The organism is Acidovorax sp. sif0632, assembly GCF_019218805.1.
Taxonomy (GTDB): Bacteria; Pseudomonadota; Gammaproteobacteria; order Burkholderiales; family Burkholderiaceae_C; genus Acidovorax; species Acidovorax facilis.
Map to the genome: position 1 here is coordinate 665,208 of NZ_JAHUWW010000003.1, position 24,314 is coordinate 689,521.

Consider the following 24,314-nt stretch of genomic DNA (forward strand, 5'->3'; position numbering starts at 1 on the left):
CCGGGGTGACAGCTGGTGTGACAGATCACCCTCTCCAGAGGGAGATAGGCCGAACCTATAATTTGATCGCTCATGAACTTGCTGCCGCTGCCCGCCTTTACCGACAACTACATCTGGATGCTGCACGACGGCCGCCAGGCGATCGTTGTGGACCCGGGAGATTCCGCGCCTGTGCTGCAGGCCCTGCAGCACCTTGGCGTGCAGTTGAAGGCCATTCTAGTCACGCACCACCATGCCGATCATGTCGGCGGTGTGGCTGCCGTGCGCAGCGCCACCGGCGCCGTGGTCTACGGCCCCGCACGCGAGAAAATCCCCGAGCCGCTGCACCGCCTGGCGCACGGTGATGCCGTGGAAACCATGGGACTTCGGTTCGAAGTCATGGATGTGCCTGGCCATACCGCTGGCCACATTGCCTACTACTGCCCCGACATCGACGGGGAGCCCCTGCTGTTCTGCGGCGACACGCTTTTTTCGGGCGGCTGTGGCCGGCTGTTTGAAGGCACGCCCGCCCAAATGCTGAACTCCCTGGACCAGCTGGCGGCGTTGCCCGGCAACACCCGCGTATGCTGCACCCATGAGTACACCCTCTCCAACCTGAAATTTGCGCGGGCCGTGGAACCCGGCAATGCGGCCTTGCTCCACTACAGCAGCCAGTGCGAAGCACTGCGGGCCCACCACCAGCCCACACTGCCGTCGCGCATGGCCCTGGAGCAAGACATCAACCCCTTCCTGCGCGTGCGACAGCCTGCAGTGGCCCAGGCGGCCCATGGCTACGACGCAAAGGTGAATCAAGACGATGCCGTGGCGGTACTGGCCGCACTGCGTCAATGGAAAAACGAGTTTCGATGAAAATTTTGCACATCGCCTGCCTGGCGTGCGCGCTCTGGCTCACGGGCTGCGCCACCACCGGGCCTTCGCAGGACAGCGCGGCTGACAGCGCACCCTCCACACCCACCGGTGCACCACCCCGGACCGCACACACCCCCGTCATCCCCAACGGCCCGCTCAGGCCCATCACCGCCGCGCAGGCCTCCAGCGGCGAGGTCGCATCGCTCTCGGCCCCCGCCGACCTGTGGGACCGCATCCGCCGAGGCTTTGCCATGCCAGACCTGCAGCACGAACTGGTGCAGGACCGCGAGCAGTGGTACGCCACGCGACCCGACTACATGCAGCGCATGACCGAGCGCTCCAGCAAGTACCTTTTCCATATCGTTGAAGAGCTGGAGCGACGCGGCATGCCCACCGAGTTGGCACTGCTGCCCTACATCGAAAGCGCGTTCAACCCGCAGGCTGTGTCCAGCGCCAAGGCGGCCGGCATGTGGCAGTTCATGCCCGCCACCGGCAACTATTTCGACCTCAAGCAGAACGCCTTCCGCGACGACCGCCGCGATGTGCTCGCATCCACGCGCGCTGCACTCGACTACCTGCAAAAGCTCTACGGCATGTTTGGCGACTGGCACCTAGCCCTGGCCGCCTACAACTGGGGCGAAGGCAGCGTAGGCCGGGCCATTGCCCGCAACCAGAAGCAGGGACTGGGCACCAGCTACACCGACCTGAACATGCCGGCCGAAACCCGCATGTATGTGCCCAAGCTGCAGGCCGTGAAGAACATCGTAGCCAACCCCGAGGCCTTCCGCACCGAGCTGCCCCTCATCGAAAACCACCCCTATTTCCAGACGGTGGACATCACCCATGACATCGACGTTGCGCTGGTGGCCACGCTGGCAGGCATTCGCGAGGAAGATTTCCGCGCGCTGAACCCGTCGTTCAACAAGCCTGTCATTCTGGCTGCCGGTACACCACAAATCCTGCTGCCCTGGGACAACGCCAAGGTGTTCCAGCGCAACCTTGAAGCGCGCCGCGAGGGCCAGTATGCAAGCTGGACCGTGTGGTCCGTGCCCTCCACCATGACGGTCTCGGAAGCCGCGCAGCGGGCAGGCATGAGCGAGAACGACCTGCGCAGCATCAACAACATTCCTCCCCGCATGCTGATCAAGGCAGGCTCGGCGTTGATGGTCCCGCGTTCATCCGCCATCCGGCAGGACGTCTCCTCGCACCTGGCAGACAACGGCCAGGTCGCTTTCTCGCCAGAGATCGTGACCCGCCGCACCACGGTGCGAGCCCGCAAGGGAGAAACCGTGGCCAGCATTGCCCGGCGCTACAAGCTCAGCGCTGCCAGCGTGGCCGACTGGAACGACGTGCGCGCCAGTGCGGCCTTCAAGCTGGGCGAACAGGTGGTCATATACCTGCCCGTGCGACAGGCCACGCAGGCCCGTGGCACGGTGGCCCGCTCCGGTTCTGATAAGCGCTCGGCTGCTGCGCCTGTACGCCGAGGGGGAACCCCCTCCAAGGTCAAGCGCCGCTAAAACGCCATTGAAACGCCGCGGGCAACGCGCAAGAAGGCGTCACCAGGCGCCTCAGAACTTCAGCGAGTGCATGCCCAGCAGCCCCAGAATGCCCATGATGATGAGGTACAGCGCCACGATGGTGCTGAGCAGACGGGGCATGACGAGGATGAGAATGCCCGCGATCAAAGAGACAAGCGGGCCGATGCTGAGGGTAAAAGACATGGAGCAATCCTGGTGAGGTAGATGACTGGTAGGCTGAGGCTACGGCAAACCGAACGCCGACGAATGTAAGCCATCTTCCCGACCCGGATGCCGATGCATTGCGACAGCGCGCGGCATCCACTGATCAATCTGGGTCCTGCACTGCCAATGCTCCCCTGTGGTCACCCCCAAAGTGACCCAGCGGGTATCCGGTGCGCAAGCTCAGACGTTGAATTTCTGCCGCGCCTTGCGCACGAAATCGTTGGTGTAGGTGCGTGCCAGCTCCACCTTGAAATCCGCCAACTCGGGGTGCACGCGCGAAAGCACGCGCAAGGCCGTGGCTGCGCCATCATCGGGCATCATCCCGTGGGTCGAATAGGTCTCGCGCACCCGGCTGAAGGCCGCCAGGTACAGCCCCCGGTCTCCCATCAGGTAGCCCGGAGGCACCGCCTTGACAAGGTCTGCCGGGGCAGCGGTCTGCAGCCATTTGAGGGCATGCACGATGCCGTTGGCCAGTGCCTGGGCCTGGGCGGCATGTTTTTGCAGGAAGGGCTGCGGCGCATAAAGACAGCTGGCTGGCAGGGCGCCGCCAAACATCTCCTGCGCGGCCTTGAGTGAGCGCATGTCGCCGGCAATGCGTGTGTCTGCCTTTTGCTCCAGCAGCGTCATGATCGGGTCGGCATGGCACAGCGCATGCACCTGTCCGGAACGCAGCGCATTCATCGCGGCCATGCCAGATCCCACGCCCACAAACGCCACGTCACGCGGCCCCATGCCCGCTCGGGCCAGCACCACGCTGGCCGCCAGGTGCGTGGACGACCCCACCGATGACACGCCAATGCGCCGTCCCTGCAGATCCGCCAGATCCTTGTACGCAGGCAGCGAGCGTTGCGAAACCCCCAGCGCCAGTTGAGGCGCACGCCCCATCACCACCAGCGAGCGGTAGGACTGGCCACGCACCTGCTGCCGGATGGTGTGCTCGAAGGCTCCGGCACAGACATCGGCCCCACCCTCCTGCACCGCCTGCAGGGCCAGGGCGCCGGCCGAAAAATCGCGCACCGTCACGTCCAGACCTTCCGCCTTGAAGTAGCCCAGCTGGTCGGCCAGCGCCAGCGGCAGGTGGTAGAGCACGCCCTGTCCGCCCACGGCAATGGTGACGTTGCCCAACGCTGCTGCCCCCTCTGCCTGCGCCCGCACAATGGCAGGCGCAAACACCCCCGCCGCCGACAGGGCGGAGACGGCGCCAAAGGCGCGGCGGGTGAGCAAGGGGCGGGTCATGACAATCCGTGAGAATCAGTGGAAACAGCAATGCTGCATTGCAACAATCGTGCCCCAGAGCCCACAAACCCGCATCAGGGGGAATCCCTGCGGGTTTCTACGTACCAGGGTTAAAAGAAACTGGAGCCCGACAGGCAGCCCCCGAAAGAGTGGCGCCAGCCTTTCTTCAAAGGCCGGGCTGGCAAAGATCAGCGGTAGCCGACGAACAGGATGCCGATATTGACCAAAAACGCTGCGGCCCAGACCACACTGCGCACGGTGGGCATGTCGGACACGTACATCATGATGTAGAAGATGCGCAGCATGACGTACAGCAGCGCCAACATGTCCAGCAACGTCTGCCCCGCCCCGAGCAGGTGCGCGATGATCACGGCACCGATGAAGAACGGCAAGCCTTCGAAACTGTTGGCCTGCGCCGCATTGGCGCGGGCCCGCCAGTCGGTCTGCCGAGCCATCCAGGCGCGGGGGTCACGGTTGTCAAAGCCACCGTCCTTGCGCGACTTGCCGAAGCTGCCACTCTTGGCCAGCCAGGCGCAGCCCATGGGAAGCAGGGCTGCGATCAGCACGCACCAGTAGGCCACTGTGAACCGTGCGACATGCATGGTGGTATTCATTTTTAAGCCTTTTTTGGCTCTAGCGCTTGATACACAAGCGCTAGCAGCTATTAAATTGTGAGTATTCTAGCCGCCGCAGGCACAAGTTTCGCGAACAAACACTTAGCGACGATCCACCAGCGCATGCGCAATCGTGCCCAGGTCCACGTACTCCAGCTCGCTGCCCACGGGCACGCCGCGCGCGAGCCGTGTCACGTGCAGCCCCCGGCTCCTGAGCGCCTCGCTGATCACATGGGCCGTGGCCTCTCCTTCGGCATTGAAGTTGGTCGCCAAAATGACCTCCTGCACGGTGCCGTCGGTGGCCCGGTCCATGAGCTTTTGCAGGCCAATTTCCTTGGGGCCAATGCCATCGAGGGGGCTCAGCCGCCCCATCAGCACAAAGTAAAGCCCCTTGAATGCCCCCGTGCGCTCCAGCGCCGACTGATCGGCCGGTGTCTCGACCACGCACAGCCGCGTCGCATCGCGCTCAGGGTCCAGGCAGGTACTGCACACCTCGGCCTCGGTGAACGTGTGGCAGCGCGCGCAATGGTGCACGGTGCCCACCGCATCGCCGAGCGCCCGCGACAAGGCCAGCGCCCCCTCCCGATCATGCTGCAGCAAATGAAACGCCATGCGCTGCGCAGACTTCACCCCCACCCCCGGCAAGCGGCGCAGCGCCTGGATCAGAACGTCGAGGGAGTTGGTGGTGGACATGGACAGACTAGATGCGATGCGCGTGACGTTGTAGGGAGCGGCGGAGCCAGGCTTCGACAAGCTCAGCCCAAACGGATGTAGGGAAGACAAACAGGTGCTCGCCCTCTGCCTTCACACCCCACCCTCAAGGGCGTAGCGAGCGGGATGAGCTGCTAGGCGGACGGAGCACAGGAACCGGAACGTACTTCCTGTACGTGAGGATTCCGAGCACCGCCCAACGACGCAGATCGCCCGCTCGGTAGCCAACCCTCAGAAAGGGAATTTCATGCCGCCGGGGAGGCCTGGCATGCCTTGGGTGAGCTTGCCCATCTTCTCCGAAGAAGTCTCTTCCGCCTTGCGCACCGCAGCATTGAACGCCGCCGCAACGAGGTCTTCCAGCATGTCCTTGTCTTCGGCCAGCAGGCTCGGGTCGATGGTGATGCGCTTGACGTCGTGCTTGCACGTCATCACCACTTTCACCAGGCCCGCGCCCGATTCACCCTCCACCTCGATGAAGGCCAGCTCGTCCTGCGCCTTCTTGAGGTTGTCCTGCATCGCCTGGGCTTGCTTCATGAGGCCTGCAAGTTGTCCTTTGTTGAACATGGTGTGGTTTCCTTTGCTTTCTTTCTGGTTGATCGATTCCCACGAAGGGAGAGAGATTCGGTATCCGAGATGCACGGTATTGTGCTGTGCAATGTCAGCGGCCCTCGAAACTGGCACACGCCAATCCAGTGCACTCGTGGAGCTGGCTTTGCCAAGCCACCGAGTGCGTCCCCCTCCCGCGAAGCGAGAGAGGGGGAAGGCGCCGCAGGCGACTCAGGGGGCGCTTCATCTCACGCAGGCTTGATGCTGCCCGGCACGATTCTCGCGCCATAGTCGCGCACCAGCGACTGCACATAGGGGTCGTTGTTCACAATCTCCTCAGCACGGCGCTGGCGCTCGGCCGCGGCAGCGGCATTGCGGCGGGCGGGGCTGTCGATGACGTGGCCCACCTCCACACTGATCTGGGTGGCATGGCCCGCAGCCTCCAGCGCGGCGCGCAGGCGCTCGCGTGCAGTAGGCTGGTTCAGCGACTCACGCTCCACACGCAGCAGCCAGTGGCCTCCGTCGCGCGCCACCAGTTGCGACTGCAGGGCCAGTTCGCGCACCAGGGCGGTAATCGATTCTGCCGCCACCATCTGCTGCACGGTGGCATGCCAGACATCGCCCTCCTCGGTGGGCGTGTAGCGCGCAGAGACGGGCGTGGGCGCAGAAAGCGGCAACGGTTGCAGACGCTCCCCTGGTTCGGGCGATTCACGCACCGGGATTGCTACATATTCAGGAGCGCCTTGCGCTTGCTGAGGTTGCGCTGGACGCTGATTTTGCCCAAATCTCTCGGGCGTACGCACCGGCAGTGCCGTGGCGGCGGAGTTTGCAGGTGATGCAGCACCCGGCTCTTCCGAGCCTGGCCAGGGTGGTGGCTCCGAGGAGTCCACGGATTCGGCGGGTTCTGCAGAAATCTCCGGTGGCAATGCGGGCGAGGCACCTGCTGCAGGCGCTGCGGGAGGCACCGCTGGTGGCACCTGGGGAGCAGGCGCGGGCGTCGGCGCCGTTCGCGCCACGGGGGCTGGCACCGCCACGGCAGCCGCTGCGGGAGCGGCAGAAACCGCTGCTGGTGGGCTGGAAGACGCCGCTTCAGCCCGCGTCAGAGTTTTTTTTTCAGCCGATTCGCCAACGCCGCCAACACCGCTTACAGGCTTGAACGCCAGCAAGCGCAGGAGCACCATGGTCAGTGCCGCGTACTCATCGGGCGCCAGACCCAGTTCACCGCGCCCGTGCAGGCACAGGCTGTAGAGCAGCTGGGTTTCGTCAGCAGGCATCAGCGCGGCAAGACGGGCCGTTTCTGCGGCCTCGGGGTCGTCGGCATCCACGGCGCCTGCCAGCTGCGGCACGGCCTGGAACACCGCCATACGCTGCAGCACGGCGCTCATTTCTTCGAGCGTGGAGGCGGCCGACAGGCCATTGAGACGCAGCGTGTCCGAGGTTTCCACCACGGTCTTGCCGTCGCCCTCGGCCAACGCGCCGATGAGGCGGAACACGTAGGAGCGGTCCACCGCGCCCAGCATCTGGCGCACGGCGGCTTCCTGCAACTGGCCGCTGCCAAAAGCGATGGCCTGGTCGGTGAGCGACAGTGCATCGCGCATGGAGCCCCGCGCGGCGCGCGACAGCAGCCGCAGAGCCTGGGGCTCGGACGATACGTTTTCCGACGCCAGCACCTGCGTGAGGTGGCTCAGGACCGTCTCGGGCGCCATGGGCCGCAGGTTGAACTGCAGACAGCGGCTCAGCACCGTCACCGGCACCTTCTGCGGGTCGGTCGTGGCCAGCACGAACTTGAGGTATTCAGGAGGCTCTTCCAGCGTCTTGAGCATGGCGTTGAACGCCGTATTCGTGAGCATGTGCACTTCGTCGATCATGAAGACCTTGAAGCGGCCCTGCACTGGCTTGTAGACCGCCTGCTCCAGCAGGCTCTGCACCTCATCCACACCCCGGTTCGATGCAGCATCCAGCTCGGTGTAATCCGGGAAGCGACCACTGTCGATATCCGTACAGGCCGAGCACACGCCGCAGGGTGTTGCGGTGATGCCGCCCTGACCGTCGGGCCCCTGGCAGTTGAGCGATTTGGCCAGAATGCGCGACACCGTCGTCTTGCCCACACCCCGCGTGCCTGTGAACAGGTAGGCATGGTGCAGGCGCTGTGTGTTGAGCGCATTGGTGAGGGCCTGCACCACATGCTCCTGCCCCACCATTTCGGTGAAATTGCGGGGGCGGTACTTGCGGGCGAGCACGAGGTAGGACATTCGGCAGATTCTACGGGCTGTGCCGAGTGTCCTTCCAGCGCCCACGGCAGCGGGGCTGTTCAGAAAAGTGCATCCGCATCCGTCGTACAATCGACGGCGACGGGCCTCCTCGCATGGTGAAGCGGCCAACCGGGTCAGGTGGGGAACCAAGCAGCCCTAACTGTGGAGTCAGTGCCGGGGGTAAGGCTCGTCAACTTCTTTTTTTGCGCTGTCGCGCAGCCCCCTCCCATAGGCGACATCCTTCGCGATGTCCTCTTGCCTGGCGAGGCCAGGCCCTTCGCCTCAGGCGCAAGCACCTTTCGTTCAGCGTGTTCAAGTTCCGGCAGCTTGGCGCAGCCAGTGCAGCGCGCCCAACCCCGCCACGCGGCCACTGGCCAAGCTGGCCGTGAGCAGATAGCCCCCGGTGGGCGCCTCCCAATCGAGCATTTCGCCCGCGCAGAACACGCCCGGTAAGGCATGGGCCATGAGGTGCGTGTCCAGCGCCTCAAAAGCCACACCACCGGCGGTGCTGATGGCTTCGTCGATGGGCCGTGTGGCCACGACCGTGATGGGCAGTGCCTTGATGGCGTGTGCCAGAGCCACCGGGTCGTTCATGCCGTCCTTGCCCAGGTGTTCATACAGGATGCCCGCCTTGATGCCATCGAGCCCCAGACGGCTCTTGAGGTGGCTGGACAATGAACGTGATCCGCGTGGATGGCGCACTTCCACCAGCACGCGTTCCGGCGTGTGGTCGGGCAGCAAATCCAGATGAAAAGTGGCATGGCCGTGGGCCTCGATCTCATCGCGCAGCAGGTGCGATGCGGCGTAGACCAGGCTGCCCTCGACGCCTGTCGCTGTGGCCACGAATTCACCTCTGCGGCTGAACGTGCGGCCCTGGCTGTCGGTGAAAGCCAGCGCCACCGTCTTGAAGGGCTGGCCGGCAAAACGCTCGACAAAATGGGGCGTCCAGCCCACAGCGGGAACGGGGGTGCGGCCGATCAGCTCCTGCAAGAACGCGCGGCGCGTCTCACCCGCCGGCGCATCGGCGCGCAGCACGTCAAAACCACAGTTGGAGGGCCGCAGCGGCGCCACAGCCACACCGCGCTGCGCCAGCAGCGGCACCCAGGCACCATCCGACCCCAGGCGTGCCCAGCTGCCGCCGCCCAGCGCCAACACCACCGACCTGGCGGCCACAGGCACCTCGCCCGCAGGGGCTGCAAAACGCAGGGCACCATCGTCCGACCAGCCCAGCCAGCGGTGTCGCATTTGGAACACCACGCCCTGCCCGCGCAGGCGCTGCAACCAGGCGCGCAGCAAGGGCGCGGCCTTCATGTCAGCGGGGAACACGCGGCCGGAGGTGCCCACGAAGGTCTCCACACCCAGGCCTTGCGCCCAGGCCCGGACCTCGGGCCCGCCAAATTCCTGCAGCAAAGGTTCGAGCTGAGGCTGGCGCTCTGCATAGCGGCTGACAAACGGAGCATGGGGCTCGGAATGTGTGAGGTTGAGCCCGCCCTTGCCCGCCAGCAGAAACTTGCGCCCCACCGAAGGCATGGCGTCGAACAGATGAACGGCCACCCCCGCCTGGGCCAGCACCTCGGCCGCCATCAGGCCCGCCGGGCCACCGCCGACGATGGCCACATCGCACCGCAAAGTCCCCATAGGCAGGGCTGGTGCGACGGGTGAATCGGAAGGAGAAAGGGTGTGAGACACGGGAGAACCTTGCTAAAAATGGGGGCGTTGCGCGGGTTGGAAGCCCTGGGTGCGGGTCAAAACAAAGAGCCTTGCGCAGAATCTGCAGGCCCCGGCGCGGGGCGTGGACGCTCGGGCTTTGCCGGGGCATCCGGCGCAGCGGGGGCGAGAGTATGCCCGACGGCGGCAAGGGTGGGCCCGCCCCCTGCCCGCACCAAACGCCCATCGCCTGTGAGAAAGGCCGCGTGCACGGCCTCGCCCGGCATCAGGGCCTGTACGGCTTCTTGGTAGCGCTGCAGTTGCGCCACCAGCGCTTGCTGGCGCTGAGGCTGGGCGGCGCTTTTGTAGTCGAGCACCCACCAGCCTGCCACGGCATCATCTGCAGACAGGGCACGGCGTAGCACCAGCCGGTCGATGCGCAGGCTTTGACCCTGGTAATGCAGCGGGGCTTCGTTGATGGCGGTCTGCACCTGCTCCGGGTCCCACGCCCAGGCGCCCTCCCCGGCCAGGATGCCCTGTGCCATGCGGGCTGCCAACTCGGCCGCTGCAGGGGCAATGTCGTGGTCGCTGGCCAGCCGGGCGATGCGCGCAGCAGGCCAGCCGTGGGCGCGCAGGTCGGCCAGCGGAGCACCGGCCACACCGGCCTGCTCCAGCAGCTGGTGCATGGCATCACCCTGGCGTGACAGGGGGGTGGACTCCGCGTCGCCAGGCATGGCAACGGGCGTAGCACTGGTGGGGTCGGCGGCTGCAGCACCCGGTTTGGTACGGGCGCTTTGCAGGGCTTCGGGCAGGGGGTGCAGCGCGGCGATGGTGAAGGTGTCGGGGGTCGCACCGGCTCCAGCGGAAAGCGCAGGGGCCGTGCCCGTGTCCACCTCTGTCACCAGTGGTGCCAGTCGGTTCCACCAACTGCCCGGCGCCGAATTGCTGGGCAACACGGACGACAGCGCCAGGCAATGTTTGGCGCGCGTCATGGCCACGTAGAGCATGTTCAGCTCCTCGCGGCTGCGGGCCTGCTGCTCGGCGGCCAGCGCGCCTTCTGCGCTGGGCGGCGGGTTCGATTCGCTGGCCAGAAAGACGAAGGCCGACGGCACGGCCTGCTCGCCAGGCCAGTCCACCAGCACGCCCATGGTCTCGGCTTTTTGCGGGCGGGTGTCGGTGTCAAGCAGCAGCACGCAGTCGGCCTCCAGCCCCTTGGCGCCGTGCACCGTCAGCAGGCGAACGGCCTGCGCATCGGCCCGGCCGGGGGCGCGCACGCCGCCCTTCTTCATGGCCCGCACAAACGCATAGGGCGTGAGGTAGCGGCCGCCATCGTGCTGCAGCGATGCCGCCAGCAGCGCGCGCAGGTTGGCCTGCACTGCCTGGCGCTGGGTGACCGGGGCGGCGGCGGCAAAGCGGGCCAGCACATCGCCATGTTCGTAGATGGCATGCAGCGCATCGTGCGGCGGCAGGCCACTCACCCAGTCTTGGTATTGAATCAAAACAGGCCCCAGCGCTTTCAAATCAGGCGCAAGCAGCTCACTTTTTAATAGCAAATCAAACCAACTGCAGCCCGCATGTTCCGGCTGGCGGCGCAGCACGGCCAAGGCCACCAGGGCGTCGTCGCCCAGGCTGAAAAGGGGCGACTTGAGCGCGCGGGCCAGCGACAGGTCGTGGGTGGGCGAGACCAGTACATCCAGCAGCGCCACCATGTCCTGCACCTCGGGCGCGTCGAACAGGTCGGCCTTTTCGGGCTGCACACAGGGCAGGTGCAGGGCACGCAGGGCGTCTTGCATGCTGGCCAGGCGATCGCGCTTGCGGGCCAGCACCAGCACCTCTTTGGGTAGCGTGCCGGCGGCAATCTGCGCAGCCACCCAGGCGGCGGCCTGCGTGCACTCGCGCATGCGCTGGGTTTCTTCGGCCTCGTGGCGGGGTTCGGTCAGGCTGTCGCGCCAGGCCAGGGGGTCACGGTCTGCGCCTTGGCTGTCGTCGTCCGCATCGGTGATGGCGGGCAGGCGCAGCAACTGGCCGGGGTGTTTCGATTCGGTGGTGTGGTCGCGGAAGCCAGTGGTCTCGTTCTGCGCCTGGGCCTGGCCCATGACGGCGTTGACCGCGGCAATCACGCCCTGTGCGTTGCGGCGCGTGTGGTCGCAGCTGAGCAGGTCGCCGCGCAGCCCATCACGCATAAAGGCCTGCGCGGCGATGAACACCTGCGGCTCGGCGCGGCGAAAGCGGTAGATGCTCTGCTTGGGGTCGCCCACGATGAATACGCTGGGCGCGGCAGACCCGCCGCCCGAGCCCGCATAGCCTGACAGCCACGCGTGCAGCGCCTGCCACTGCAGCGGGTTGGTGTCCTGGAACTCATCGACCAGCAGGTGGCGAATGCGGGCATCGAGCCGCTCCTGCACCCAGCCGCTGAGCACCGGGTCGGCCAGCATGACCAGGGCGGTGCGCTCCACATCGTTCATGTCCACCCAGCCGTGCTGCTGCTTGACGGCCACAAACTGCGCAATCAGGCAGCGCGCCAGCCGGGCCATGCGCTGCTGGTGCTGCCAGGCCTCGTGCTGGCGGCGAGCTGTGAGCAGGCGCTGCAACTCGGGCTCGGCCTCCTGCGCGGCGGGGAACTTCTCCAGGTTCTTGGAGAGGCGGTCTTCCTTGGCCACAAACATCGCTTTGCGCAGCATGTCCAGGCGCTGGTTCAGGTCGGAGCAGCCCAGCGCGTCGATGATGGCGTCCGCCGCCTTCTGCGGGGTCTTGTTGGCCTCTGCGCCCAGGGCGCTGGCGCGGCTGCGCCAGCGTTGAAGAGCAGCTTCGGTCTGCAAAGCATCGGCCGGCTCTGCCAACGCGGCCAGTTCGGGGTAGGCCTGCTGGAACGGCGGCACCGAGGCATCCACCACACCTGCCGCGTCGGCCAGATCGAACTCCACCCGCTTGGCCAGCGCCGCTGCCAGGGCCTTGTGCGTTTGCGAGCGGCCGTGGCGGGCCACCACGGCTTCGTAGTCGGCGCGCAGGCTGGCGCTGTCGGCAACGGTCTGCAAGAACGGGGGCCACACCTCGCGCACGGCCTCGGCATCGTCTTCCAGCAGCTCAAAGTGTGCGGGCAGGCCCTGTTGCTGCAGCAACGCCAGCGGGGCTGTGCCCAGCAGCGCGGCAAACCAGCTGTGGAAAGTGCGGATTTGCACCGGGCGGCCCGCTTCGAGTAGCTGGCGGTATAGATTTTGTAGCGCCTCGCGCTTGTCCAGTGCGCCCTGGGGGCTGATTCCCCTTGCAATCAGCTCGGCCGTCAGTTCTTCCAGCGGCTTGTGGCTGAACTGCTCCAGCCACTCCTGCAAACGCTGGCGCATCTCCCCGGCCGCCTTCTTGGTGAAGGTGATGGCCAGGATTTCGTGCGGCGCGCAGCCATCGAGCAGCGCCCGCAGCATGCGCGAAACCAGCATCCAGGTCTTGCCCGCACCGGCGCAGGCCTCCACCGCCACGCTGCGTGCGGGGTCGCAGGCAATGGCATAGAAGGCCTCGCGCGAGACGGGGCGGCCGTTGTGTTCGTAGGCGGCCTGGGTGGGTTGTGGAATGCTGACGGTCATGGCGTCTCTTGCGCGGGCAACGCCTGTTCAGCGTCCGCCCAGTAGTCTTTGCGGCACAGTCCGCGGACGGCGCAGAACTCGCACACCGAGCCCTCGCCCAGCGCGGGCAGCGGCGCACCGGCGGCGATGCGGGCCATGTCGTGCTGGATGCCTTCAACCAGCACATCGCGCAGGTGCACCACTTCGTCCTGTTCGTGCATTTGCGTCTCGCCGCGCTCGCCCACGTTGACGTAGGCAGCGCGCAGGGTGTCGTGGCTCAGCAGGGCGGCGTAGAAGGCCAGTTGCGTGTCCTCCGCTCCGCTCTTGATGCGCTGGCGGGTCACGCTGTCGCTTTCGGTTTTGTAGTCAATGACCAGCACCGTGGGCTCGCCGGTGGACGAGATGCCATCGATGCGGTCGAGGGTGCCGACCAGCTCCAGGTCGCCCAGCGGCTGGCGCGCCTTGACCTCGGCCTGGCGGAAGCTGGCGCCCTGCTGCTCATGGCCCGCCAGCCATTGCAGGTAGCCATCGCGCAGCTGCGCCCAGCCGGCGGCAAAGGGCAGGAAGTCGCCGTCTTGCAACCGCTGCTCGCGGGTGACGGCCTCGGCGGCGGCGTCCATGCGGGCGCGGCGCTCCTCCGCGTGGTCGGTCGGGTCGGCCAGCAACGCCTCGTGAAAGTGCTGCAGCACGGCGTGCAGCCAGGTGCCAAAGTCGCGCTTGTCCACCTCGGCGTCCAGTTCGTCGGCCTCGCGCAGGCCCAGCTGGCGCTGTGCAAAGAAGCGGTACGGACAATGGCGCAGGTCGGAATACGCGGTAGAGGACAGGTGCGCCACCGGCAACGCCTGGCCCACGGGCTGGGGACGCAGTGTGGGGGTGGCGGCCACTGCACGGGCCGCACGGTCGTCCGTGCCGGGTGTAGCGGCGCCATCCAGTTGCAGGGCCAGCACCAGGGCGCTAGCCAACAGGGGCTCGCCGCCCTCGTCGCCGGTGCGCCACAGCACGTCCACCACGGGCGTGCGCAGGGCGTGGGCCCAGGCGGCCCGCTGGGCGGCCTCCAGCGACTGGCGTGTGGGCAGGCCCCAGGCCTCGCGCTGAGCCTGCGACCAGTCGCCCGCAGGCTCCGGCGCGGCTTGCAAACGCTTTTCATCGCAGCCCGGCAGCACGGCGGCGGCAAAGGGGCGAGCCAGCAGTTGCGGCAGGGGCACCACCACCACGGGCGCATCGGCGGCCTGCGCGGCCACGTAGCGCCCGGCTTCGAGCACGTCCTTGGACCATCGGGTGAATTCGGCCAGCGCCATGCGGCGGCCTGCGCTGTCGCCCCAGCCGTCCAGCTCGGCCTGCTGGCCGTCTTGCAGGCGCAGGGCGGCCAACACGCGCATGCCAGCCGGGTCAGCCAAGAGGCCCTGCCACTGGCCCGCCTGCTCCAGCACGGCGCGCAGGGCGGGCAGCCACTGCGCCAGCGGGCGCGCGGCGCGCAGGGATTCGCGCCAGGCCTCCACCGTGGCCACGGTGCGGGCCAGGTGGGGCTGCGCGCTCAGGTCGCGGGCTGCGGCGGCGCTCCAATGCTGTACCACACCCTTTCGCAGCCATTGCTCCAGGCGGTTGACCTCACCCGACATCAGCGCGGGAGTGTGTTTGATCCAGTCCAGCACCTCGTTGGACGAGGCATTCCACGCTGCGGCCTGCAGCGCCGCCATGACCCGTGAGGCGGCGCGCGTGGTGGAAAGAATCCAACCGCTTTCATCGCGCACCAGCACCCCGCTGCTGTCCAGATGGGCCAGCACGCGGCGGATCAAGGCCCGGTCAGTCGCAGCCAGCGCCACGGGCACCCGGCCATCGCGGACATGGGCCAACACGCAGGCGGCGGCGCGGTGGGCTTCGTCTTCGGCATCGGTGGCTGCGTGCAGAGCGCGTTTTGGCGGCGCGGGAGCTTCATCGACCAATGCTGGCAGCGCAACACAAGCCCCCTGCTCGCCCCAATGGGCCAGCAGGGCCTGGGGGAGCGCGTCGGACTGAAAGCCTTCGAGCACCACCAGCACATCCACCGCCGCGCGCACACCGGGCTCGAACAGCACATCGGTGGCGTGACGCGAGGCCAGCACCCATTCCAGCGCCAGGCGCGCCACCAGGGCCTCGTAATGCAGGCTGCTGCCCTCGTCGGCGGTGGCCAGCAGTTTGCGGGCCTCGTCGCCCCAGGCGGCGCGCTGCGCGGGGGGCACAGCGGCCACGGCGGGGGCCAGTTGGGCGACGGCTTCCTGCAAGGGCGTGGCCAGCATCTCGCGCTGGGCGCCCTGCCCCACACGATCGAGCAAGGCGCGGGCCGTGAGGGTGTCGCGCGCCACGTCGCCCGCAAAGTCGTCGGCCGAAGGCTCAAACACCTGCAACTGGCGGGCCCAGTTGCGGGTGGTTTCAAAGCGCGGCGCAAAGCCTTGCGGAAACTGCAGCGCCCAGTGGCGCTGGGCCCAGGGCATGAGCTGGGCGTAAGGCACCAGCACCACGGTGCGCGCCAAATGGGCGCCATGGGCCTGGGCATGTGCGGCAACCTGGGCCAGAGCACGTTGCCACAAGGCGGTGCTGGCGACAGCAAACCCACTGGTTTGATCGCTTTTCGCTATGACTGTCATAGCGTCGCAAGGCCCGGCCACACCGGTGAACGTGGGATTGGTTTCTGTCACAATGCCCAGACTTTAAACGTACACCGGTCACAACCCGCTCAAAATCAAGGAATCCGCCATGGCCAGCGAACTCATCAAACATGTCTCTGACGCCAGCTTTGAAGCCGACGTGCTGCAACCCGGCTCCGCCGTGCTGGTGGACTACTGGGCCGAATGGTGCGGCCCCTGCAAAATGATTGCCCCCATCCTGGACGAAGTGGCAGGCACCTACCAGGGCAAGCTGCAGATCGCCAAGATGAATGTGGACGAAAACCGCGAGATCCCCGCCAAGTTCGGCATTCGCGGCATTCCCACACTGATGCTGTTCAAGGACGGCCAGCTGGCCGCCACCAAGGTCGGCGCCATGAGCAAGGCACAACTGACCGCCTTCATCGATCAGCAACTGGCCTGATCCGCACCCACAACCCCGCGCCTGCCCATGCACGCGGGGTTGTTTGTTTTCACGACACCACTTGCAGCGCCAGACACAGACCGAATTCGGATCCCGTGAATCTCCCGCTTTTTTTCCTGTCATAATTCCTTCAGATCACCGGCCTGCACGCATTGGCAGCCGGACCGAGATCCCCGGCGAGCCAGACCTGCAAACAGCAGCCCATCTGGCACCAGCCCTCCTCCCCCAAGATTCATACCAGCTCCGCCAAGGAGTCATTCCATGCACTTAAACGAACTCAAGGCACTGCACGTGTCTGAAGTCCTGAAGCAAGCCGAAGAACTCGAAATCGAAAATACCGGTCGCATGCGCAAGCAGGAGCTGATGTTTGCGATCATCAAGAAGCGGGCCAAGACCGGGGAACAAATCATTGCCGATGGCGTGCTGGAAATTTTGCCCGACGGTTTCGGCTTCCTGCGCAGCCCGGACACGAGCTTTACCGCCAGCACGGACGACATCTACATCAGCCCGAGCCAGGTGCGCCGTTTCAATCTGCACACCGGCGACATGATCGAAGGTGAAGTCCGCACACCCAAAGACGGCGAGCGCTACTTCGCCCTGAACAAGCTCGACTCCGTCAACGGCGGCCCGCCGGAGCAGAACAAGCACAAGGTGATGTTCGAGAACCTGACGCCCCTGTTCCCCAAGGAACAGATGAAGCTGGAGCGCGACTTCAAGGGCGAAGAAAACATCACAGGCCGCATCATCGACATCATTGCGCCCATCGGCCGTGGCCAGCGCGCGCTGATCGTCGCCCCGCCCAAGAGCGGCAAGACGGTGATGATGCAGCACATCGCCCACGCCATCACGGCCAACAACCCCGACGTGCACCTGATGGTGCTGCTGGTGGACGAGCGCCCTGAAGAAGTGACCGAAATGCAGCGCACGGTGAAGGGCGAGATCATCGCCTCCACCTTCGACGAGCCCGCCGCCCGCCACGTGCACGTGGCCGAGATGGTGATCGAGCGCGCCAAGCGCCTGGTCGAGCTGAAGAAGGACGTGGTCATCCTGCTGGACTCCATCACCCGCCTGGCGCGCGCCTACAACAACGTCGTGCCCTCCAGCGGCAAGGTGCTTTCGGGCGGTGTGGACGCCGCCGCACTGCAGCGCCCCAAGCGCTTCTTCGGCGCCGCCCGCAAGGTCGAAGAAGGTGGCTCGCTTACCATCATCGCCACCGCGCTGGTCGATACCGGCAGCCGCATGGACGAAGTGATCTTTGAAGAGTTCAAGGGCACCGGCAACTGCGAAATCCACCTGAACCGCCGCCTGTACGAAAAGCGCGTGTTCCCCGCCATCGAACTCAACAAGAGCGGCACCCGCCGCGAAGAACTGCTGCTGGCGCCCGAGATCCTGCAAAAGACCCGCATCCTGCGCCAGTTCATGTACAACATGGACGAGATCGAATCGATGGAGCTTATGATCAAGAACATGAAGGCCACCAAGACCAATGTGGACTTCTTTGACATGATGCGAAGAGGAGGGTGACAGCCCCCTGAGGCGCTTTCGCGCCTTCCCCCCTTCTCTCGAATTGCTACGCAATTTGGGAAGGGGGCCGCCGCCAGCGCGGCGGGGCGGCCCTTGCGCGGCGGTTCTGGCCAGGGCCTTGCCAGTTTCAGCCGTTACGGGCCGTCGCGAAAATGCCATCAAACCGCCTGTGCAATAATAGAGGGCTTTTTCTGCGGAAAGTACGTTGGATGTTCCACGGCGCAAAGGTTGCTCCGGGTTCAGCGCGGCTCCCGCACTTGACAAGGATTGATCATGAAAGAAGGCATTCACCCCAACTACCGCGAAGTCCTGTTCTCGGACCTGTCCAACGGCTTCAAGTTCGTGACCCGTTCCTGCGTGAACACGAAGGAAATGGAAACCTTCGAAGGCAAGGAATACCCGCTGTTCAAGCTGGATACGTCTTCTGAATCGCACCCCTTCTACACCGGTACGCAAAAGTCGGTGGACAACATGGGTGGCCGCGTGGAGCGCTTCCGCAACCGTTTCGGCAAGACCGCAGCGAAGTAATTCGCGCTTGCGTTCCCGCCAAAAAGGCAGCCCGGGCAACCGGGCTGCCTTTTTCCGTTGGTTTTGCCCTTATTCTCGGTGGCTTCGCTTTGCCGCCCTCTGACGCGTGAATCCACCGACCCCCGCCATCGTTACCCAGAACGCTGTCAGTCCCCTGCCACGCTGGGCACTGGTACTGCTGTGTATTGCCTATGTCGTGCCCGGCTTCGTGGGGCGCGACCCGTGGAAAAGTGCGGATGTCACGGCGTTTGGCTACATGCTGGAGCTGGCCCACGGGCACACGCCCTGGCTGAGCCCCCTGCTGGGCGGCATGCCCCCTGAAACCGAGGGACTGCTGCCGTACTGGCTGGGCGCTTGGGCAATTCAGCTGGCGCCCCAGTGGGTTTCTGCCGAGATGGCGGTGCGCCTACCCTTCGCACTCCTGCTGGTCATCACCCTCATTGCCACGTGGTACGCCGTCTACTACCTTGCCCGAAGCCCCGGCGCCCAGCCTGTGGCCTTTGCCTTTGGGGGCGAAGCCAATCCACCCGACTACGCCCGCGCCATTGCCGATGGCGGGTTGCTGGCCTTGATTGCCTGCCTGGGCCTCGCGCAGCTCTCGCATGAGGTCACCAGCTATCTGGTGCAGCTCAGTTGCACGGCGCTGATCTTCTTTGCGGTTGCAGCCATGCCCCACCGCACCGTAGCCCCTGCCGTGGCGCTGGCCGCAGGCATGGTGGGGCTCACGCTGGCAGGCGCTCCGGCGCTTGCAGCATTGCTGGGACTGGGCAGCATGGTGGTGGTGGTGTATGCGCCAGGCAGCCAGACAGACCATCGCCTGCGCTGGGCCCTGGCCCTCGGGGCAATCACGTTGGCAGCGGCGCTGATCGCCTGGGGGCTCGATCTCTGGCGCTGGCGAATTGTGGATTCCGGCTCAGGCGGCAAAGAGTGGCAGAGCCTGGCGCGGCTGCTGCTGTGGTTTGGATGGCCCGCCTGGCCCCTGGCCCTGTGGACGCTATGGCGCTGGCGCAAGCAGATCATCAGCCGCCAGGGGCACAGGCACCTGCTGCTCCCGCTGTGGTTCTCGGCAGTCTCCATTGCCGCCACCATCACCACCCAACCTGCAGACAGGGCCCTCCTGCTCGGTCTGCCGGCCCTGGCGGCCCTGGCAGCGTTTGCACTGCCCACGCTGCGGCGCAGTGTGGGGGCGCTGATCGACTGGTTCACGCTGCTGTTCTTCACCGTTTCTGCGCTGGCGATCTGGGTGATCTGGATTGCCATGCAAACGGGCGTTCCCGCCAAGCCTGCAGCCAATGTGGCCAAGCTGGCCCCTGGTTTTGTGCCGCAGTTTTCCGCACTGGCGCTGGTCGTGGCCCTGGCGGCCACCGTGGGCTGGTGCAGCCTGGTGTGGTGGCGCGCCGCGCGCAACCGGGCGCCCATCTGGAAGAGCCTGGTGCTGCCAGCCAGCGGCGCCGCGCTGGGCTGGCTGCTGCTGATGACTTTGTGGTTACCGCTACTGGACTACGCCCGCAGCTATCGCCCCCAGGTTCGCAGTGTGATGGCCGCACTGGGCCCATCCCCGGGCTGTGTGCAGACGGTAGGGTTGAACCGTGCCCAGGTGGCGGCTCTGCAGTACCACGGTGGCCTCTCGCTTCAGAGGGCGGGCCTGCAGGACGAGTGCGACTGGCTGGTGGCTGACATCGCCTCCTGGCCTCCGTCCGAGCGCATGGTGAATGTGGCGCGCTGGGAAGCCCGGGCCACCATTCCACGCCCCACTGACAAGAACGATCACCTCCTGGTGTTTCACCGTGCGGGGCCTGCACGCTGATGCCCGAATGATGCCGGAGTAATGTCGGAGCTTTCGACCATCTCGCGCCACGCCATCACGGTGCTGGCCGGGCAACTGGCGGTGATGGCGTTTGGCGTGACAGACACCATCGTCGCCGGGCGCCATGGAGAAGCCTCGCTGGCGGCACTCTCGGTGGGCAGCGCCATCTTCATCAGCGTGTATGTGGCGCTGATCGGCGTGCTGCAGGCGCTGCTTCCGGTGTGGGCCGAGTTGCGCGGCGCCCGGCAGACCGACAGCCTGGGCCGGTCTCTGCGGCAGTCGCTGTACCTGTGCTGCGCGGCCTCGCTGGTGGGCATGTCCATACTGCTGTCCCCCGCACCTCTGCTGCGCTGGACCGAGGTGCCGTCAGCCCTGCGCACCGAGGTGGAGAGTTACCTGGCCGTGCTGGCCCTGGCACTGCCGCCTGCCCTGCTTTTTCGCATCTACAGCACCTTGAACCAGGCCCTGGGCCGCCCCAAGCTGGTGACCTGGCTGCAAGTGGGCTCGCTGTTCATCAAGCTGCCACTGTCGATCTGGTTCACCTTTGGCGGCGCAGGGCTGCCTGCGCAAGGCGTGGTGGGATGCGCGTGGGCCACCCTGGTGGTCAACGGCAGCATGCTTGCGCTGGCCATATGGCTGCTGCGCACGCAGGACATCTATGAACCCCTGCGCATCTGGCGCCGTATGGAGCCCCCGCACTGGCCCACCATTGCGGGCTTTGCCCGCCTGGGCATCCCGGCCGGGCTGGCTGTGATGGTGGAGGTGACGTCGTTCACGCTGATGGCGTTGTTCATTGCACGCCAGGGCACCACCGCATCGGCGGCGCACCAGATCGCAGCCAATGTGGCGGCTGTGCTCTACATGGTGCCGCTGTCGCTGGCCATCGCCACCAGTGCCCGCGTCAGCTACTGGCTGGGCGCTGGTGATCCAGCATGCGCGCGCAAGGTGGTTTTTATAGGTTTTAGGCTTTCAGCGCTTATTGGCATTGCGCTAGAAGCTATATTATTGATAGCAAATAATCACATTGGCGGTTTGTATTCCACCAACACCGGCGTGGTGGCCCTGACGGGCGGGGTCATCGTGTGGGTCGCTGCGTACCACGCAGCCGATGCACTGCAGACGCTGTGCGTGTTTGTATTGCGCTGCTACCGCATCACCGTGGCGCCGCTGGTGGTGTATTGCGTGTTGCTGTGGGGTGCGGGTTTGGGGGGCGGCTACCTGCTGGCCTACCGGGGCCTGGGGCCTTGGGCAGCGGAGCCATCGCCCACACCCTTCTGGGCCGCAAGCGCTGCGGCGCTGTGGTTCACTGCGGCGCTGTTCCTGGCCATGCTGTGGCGTGCAGTCAGACCGGCAGCGAAAACCCGCGCAACCGGTTCGCGGGGAAGGTGACCGAGAACACCGAGCCCTTGCCCAGCGTGCTGGCAATGTCCAGCGTGGCGCCGTGCCGCTGCAGCACATGCTTGACGATGGCCAGCCCCAGGCCGGTGCCACCGGTCTCGCGGGAGCGGCTGCGGTCCACGCGGTAAAAGCGCTCTGTCAAACGCGGAATGTGTTCGGGTGCGATTCCCGGGCCTGTATCCTGCACTGAGAAAACTGCGCAGCCATCTTCCATGCGGTGCCACGCCACCGTGATCACCCCACCCGCAGGCGTGTAGCGCACCGCATTGCTGATGAGGTTCGACAATGCGCTTTGCAACTCGGTGGGCACGCCTGCAATGTCGCCCTCGGCATGCAACGCGTCCTTCGACGGAAACACCATGACATGCTGGCGCGGCTGGTTTTGCGAGAGCACGGCCGACAGCGCACGCCCCTCCTCCTCGCACCGCTGCATGAGCGCCTGCACGGGCGTCCACTCCGCCATCCCCGGTGGCGGACTGCCCTCCAGGCGCGACAGGGTCAAAAGGTCTTGCACCACACTTTGCATGCGCAGCGCCTGCTGAGCCATCATGCCCAGGTAGCGCGAGCGCTCGTCGGCACTCAGGGGCAAGGTCTGCAGCGTTTCGACAAAACCGGTCAGCACCGTCAGGGGCGTGCGGATCTCATGGGACACATTCGCCACGAAGTCGCGCCGCATGGCCTCGGCCTGCTCCAGCGCCGTGACATCGCGCGACAGCAGCAGAGTGCGCCCGTCGCCATAGGGGTGCAGATGCACCGAGATGCGCACCGGCCGCGATGGCGTACTGAATCGCCCCTCCAGCACCACGTCGTGGTTGAAATCCTGGGCGGCATAGTAGGCCGTGAACTCGGGGTCGCGCACCAGGTTGCCGATCGACTGCATCACATCGCGCTGGGCGTCAAAGCCGAACTGGCTGGCGGCCATCTGGTTGCACCACTCGATGCGGCCTTGCGCATCCAGCAGCACCACCCCATTGGGCGTGGCCTGCAGCGCGGCCAGGATCTCCTGCAGCCGGTCCTGGCTGTCGCGGATCTGGGTCTCCTGTCTGCGCAAAAGGCGCCGCGCACGGTCTGCCGCCTCACCCCAGATGCCGCGCATGGCCGGGACTTCGGACAGGTCACCCGTGCGCAGCCAGCGCAGCACACGCGCGCCACGCAGCAGATCCCAGACAAACCAGGCCCACGCCGCCAGGGCGGCGCCCAGGGCTGCGCCCCAGGGACCACCCTGCCACCATCCCAGCCCGCCACCCGCTATCTGCCAGAGCAGGAAATACGAAATACGCCACAGCATGCGGTCAGCAACGCCTTCTCAGAAAAACAGGGGCGCATCCTGTGCGCCCCATCGACAACATCAGGCCCGCGCCCTCAGCACCTGTTCACTCTATCGCTGAAGATCATCACCAGCCTCTCAGGCCTGCAACTGCACCTGGGGCTGGGCGGTGAGCCGGTAGCCCGCGCCACGCACGGTTTCCACCATCACGGAGGCGGCGCCCAGGGCTTCGCGCAGCCGCTTGACGTGCACATCCACTGTGCGCTCCTCGATGAAAACATGGTCACCCCACACCTTGTCGAGCAATTGCGAGCGGCTGTGTACACGTTCGGCGTGTTTCATGAGAAAGTGCAGCAGCTTGAACTCGGTGGGGCCCACCTTGAGCGGCTGCCCCTGGAAGGTCACGCGGTAGGTCCCGGCGTCGAGCACCAGCTCGCCAATGGTCACGCTGTCGCTGACCTGCTCGGGAGCACGACGGCGCAGCACGGCACGGATCCGCGCCAGCAGCTCCTGCGTGGAGAACGGCTTGGTGATGTAGTCGTCGGCACCCGCATCGAGCCCAGCGATCTTGTCGGGTTCATCGCCCCGGGCCGTCAACATCAGGATCGGGATCGGCTTGGTGCGGCTGTCCGCACGCCACTTGCGTGCCAGCGACAAGCCGCTTTGCCCCGGCAGCATCCAGTCGAGCAGGATGACATCCGGCAGCACGGCATCCAGCTCGCGCTGGGCCGAGTCACCGTCTTCCGCCCAAAAGGGCTGGAATCCGTTGTGGCGTAGATTGACTGCAATCAACTCGGCAATCGCAGGTTCGTCCTCAACGATGAGGACGCGTGGGAGCTTTCTCATAGTTTTGCCAAAGCTCTTTTTTTACAGAACGGCTGACTCGATCTCATCGAGGGCAGTGTGGCGCACATCCTTGCCCTTGACCAGATAGATGATCAACTCAGCCACGTTCTTGGAATGGTCGCCGATGCGCTCAATCGCCTTGGCCAGGAACAGCAGGTCCAGGCTGGGGGAGATGGTGCGCGGGTCTTCCATCATGTAGGTGATGAGCTTGCGCACGAATCCATCGAATTCCTTGTCGATCAGGTCGTCTTCCTTGAGGATGGCCACCGCCGCCTTGACGTCCAGGCGCGCAAAAGCATCCAGCGTCTTGCGCAGCAGGCCCGACGCCAGCTCGGCTGCCGTGCGCAGGTCGCTCGACGGCAGCGAGCGAGGTGCACCACTCTCGATGATGGAGCGCACCATACGGGCCATCTTGTTGGCCTCATCACCCATGCGTTCGAGGTTGGCTGTGGCCTTGGAGAAGGCCAGCAGCAGGCGCAGGTCGCGCGCCGTCGGCTGACGGCGCGCGATGATGGACGACAGCTCCTGGTCGATCTCGACTTCCATCGCATTGATACGGGTTTCCATCGAGGCCACGGTCTCCACGGCCTCCAGGCTGAACTGCGACAGGGCGTACACCGCCTGGCGAATCTGCGATTCCACCAGGCCACCCATCTCCATCACACGGGCGGAGACGCTGTTGAGTTCGCTGTCGAACTGGGACGAGAGGTGTTTATCGGGCATC

19 protein-coding genes and 1 other RNA gene are annotated in these 24,314 nt (G+C 65.7%); 8 read left to right on the forward strand and 12 right to left on the reverse strand.

Features of this window, described 5'->3' with window-relative positions:
- Positions 1-72: 72 nt before the first annotated feature.
- The gene (gloB, locus tag KW832_RS13090; RefSeq protein ID WP_218300265.1) at positions 73-849 is read left to right on the forward strand and encodes a hydroxyacylglutathione hydrolase; all 777 of its coding nucleotides are present in this window, start codon (positions 73-75) and stop codon (positions 847-849) included.
- Positions 846-2,366, forward strand: coding sequence for a transglycosylase SLT domain-containing protein (locus KW832_RS13095; protein WP_218300266.1), 1,521 nt, complete (start codon positions 846-848; stop codon positions 2,364-2,366). Before gloB ends, KW832_RS13095 begins: the two co-directional genes overlap by 4 nt.
- 51 nt (positions 2,367-2,417) lie before the next feature.
- On the opposite strand, the gene KW832_RS13100 is transcribed toward KW832_RS13095, so the two are convergent.
- The 6 genes from KW832_RS13100 to dnaX all read right to left on the reverse strand — a co-directional run bounded on the left by KW832_RS13100 (position 2,418) and on the right by dnaX (position 7,950).
- A complete protein-coding gene (locus KW832_RS13100; protein WP_082437438.1) occupies positions 2,418-2,570 on the reverse strand; it encodes a DUF3096 domain-containing protein in 153 nt (50 codons plus the stop codon).
- A gap of 201 nt (positions 2,571-2,771) precedes the next feature.
- A complete protein-coding gene (locus KW832_RS13105; protein ID WP_121505991.1) occupies positions 2,772-3,827 on the reverse strand; it encodes an ABC transporter substrate-binding protein in 1,056 nt (351 codons plus the stop codon).
- A gap of 188 nt (positions 3,828-4,015) precedes the next feature.
- Positions 4,016-4,441 (reverse strand): MAPEG family protein, encoded by a 426-nt coding sequence (locus KW832_RS13110; RefSeq protein ID WP_121420522.1) that lies wholly within the window; start codon positions 4,439-4,441, stop codon positions 4,016-4,018.
- 102 nt (positions 4,442-4,543) lie between these two features.
- Positions 4,544-5,134 (reverse strand): recombination mediator RecR, encoded by a 591-nt coding sequence (gene recR, locus KW832_RS13115; protein ID WP_121505989.1) that lies wholly within the window; start codon positions 5,132-5,134, stop codon positions 4,544-4,546.
- 249 nt (positions 5,135-5,383) lie between these two features.
- Positions 5,384-5,716 carry a YbaB/EbfC family nucleoid-associated protein gene (locus KW832_RS13120; RefSeq protein ID WP_055398201.1) on the reverse strand — a complete coding sequence of 111 codons (333 nt, stop codon included), beginning with the start codon at positions 5,714-5,716 and terminating at the stop codon, positions 5,384-5,386.
- A 230-nt stretch (positions 5,717-5,946) separates the two neighbouring features.
- Positions 5,947-7,950 (reverse strand): DNA polymerase III subunit gamma/tau, encoded by a 2,004-nt coding sequence (dnaX, locus tag KW832_RS13125; RefSeq protein WP_218300270.1) that lies wholly within the window; start codon positions 7,948-7,950, stop codon positions 5,947-5,949.
- 98 nt (positions 7,951-8,048) lie between these two features.
- Between dnaX and ffs the strand changes: the two genes are divergently transcribed.
- Positions 8,049-8,145: signal recognition particle sRNA small type (gene ffs / locus KW832_RS13130), an RNA gene on the forward strand.
- A 117-nt stretch (positions 8,146-8,262) separates the two neighbouring features.
- Here the strand turns inward: ffs and KW832_RS13135 are convergent.
- The 3 genes from KW832_RS13135 to KW832_RS13145 form a co-directional block, all read right to left on the reverse strand.
- On the reverse strand, positions 8,263-9,588 hold the full coding sequence (locus KW832_RS13135; RefSeq protein ID WP_218300395.1) for a TIGR03862 family flavoprotein: 1,326 nt from the start codon (positions 9,586-9,588) through the stop codon (positions 8,263-8,265).
- Positions 9,589-9,695: 107 nt separating this feature from the next.
- Positions 9,696-13,175 carry an exodeoxyribonuclease V subunit beta gene (locus KW832_RS13140; protein WP_218300272.1) on the reverse strand — a complete coding sequence of 1,160 codons (3,480 nt, stop codon included), beginning with the start codon at positions 13,173-13,175 and terminating at the stop codon, positions 9,696-9,698.
- Entirely contained in the window at positions 13,172-15,778 is a 2,607-nt protein-coding gene (locus tag KW832_RS13145) for a PD-(D/E)XK nuclease family protein (protein WP_218300282.1), read from the reverse strand. The genes KW832_RS13140 and KW832_RS13145 overlap by 4 nt, the downstream gene beginning before the upstream one ends.
- A 109-nt stretch (positions 15,779-15,887) precedes the next feature.
- Between KW832_RS13145 and trxA the strand changes: the two genes are divergently transcribed.
- The 5 genes from trxA (at position 15,888) to KW832_RS13170 (ending at position 21,468) form a co-directional block, all read left to right on the forward strand.
- Positions 15,888-16,220, forward strand: coding sequence for a thioredoxin TrxA (gene trxA / locus KW832_RS13150; RefSeq protein ID WP_008906761.1), 333 nt, complete (start codon positions 15,888-15,890; stop codon positions 16,218-16,220).
- Positions 16,221-16,481: 261 nt separating this feature from the next.
- On the forward strand, positions 16,482-17,744 hold the full coding sequence (gene rho, locus KW832_RS13155) for a transcription termination factor Rho (RefSeq protein WP_055398205.1): 1,263 nt from the start codon (positions 16,482-16,484) through the stop codon (positions 17,742-17,744).
- A gap of 273 nt (positions 17,745-18,017) precedes the next feature.
- Positions 18,018-18,272 (forward strand): type B 50S ribosomal protein L31, encoded by a 255-nt coding sequence (locus KW832_RS13160; protein WP_008906759.1) that lies wholly within the window; start codon positions 18,018-18,020, stop codon positions 18,270-18,272.
- 106 nt (positions 18,273-18,378) lie between these two features.
- A complete protein-coding gene (locus KW832_RS13165; RefSeq protein WP_218300283.1) occupies positions 18,379-20,079 on the forward strand; it encodes a hypothetical protein in 1,701 nt (566 codons plus the stop codon).
- A gap of 21 nt (positions 20,080-20,100) precedes the next feature.
- A complete protein-coding gene (locus KW832_RS13170; RefSeq protein WP_218300284.1) occupies positions 20,101-21,468 on the forward strand; it encodes an MATE family efflux transporter in 1,368 nt (455 codons plus the stop codon).
- Here KW832_RS13170 and phoR read toward each other — a convergent pair.
- The 3 genes from phoR to phoU all read right to left on the reverse strand — a co-directional run bounded on the left by phoR (position 21,422) and on the right by phoU (position 24,313).
- Positions 21,422-22,765 (reverse strand): phosphate regulon sensor histidine kinase PhoR, encoded by a 1,344-nt coding sequence (phoR, locus tag KW832_RS13175; RefSeq protein WP_218300288.1) that lies wholly within the window; start codon positions 22,763-22,765, stop codon positions 21,422-21,424. The genes KW832_RS13170 and phoR overlap by 47 nt on opposite strands.
- Before the next feature lie 117 nt (positions 22,766-22,882).
- Positions 22,883-23,590, reverse strand: a complete 708-nt coding sequence (phoB, locus tag KW832_RS13180; RefSeq protein WP_029412769.1) for a phosphate regulon transcriptional regulator PhoB — start codon at positions 23,588-23,590, stop codon at positions 22,883-22,885.
- Positions 23,591-23,611: 21 nt separating this feature from the next.
- On the reverse strand, positions 23,612-24,313 hold the full coding sequence (gene phoU, locus KW832_RS13185; RefSeq protein ID WP_055398209.1) for a phosphate signaling complex protein PhoU: 702 nt from the start codon (positions 24,311-24,313) through the stop codon (positions 23,612-23,614).
- Position 24,314: the final 1 nt, after the last annotated feature.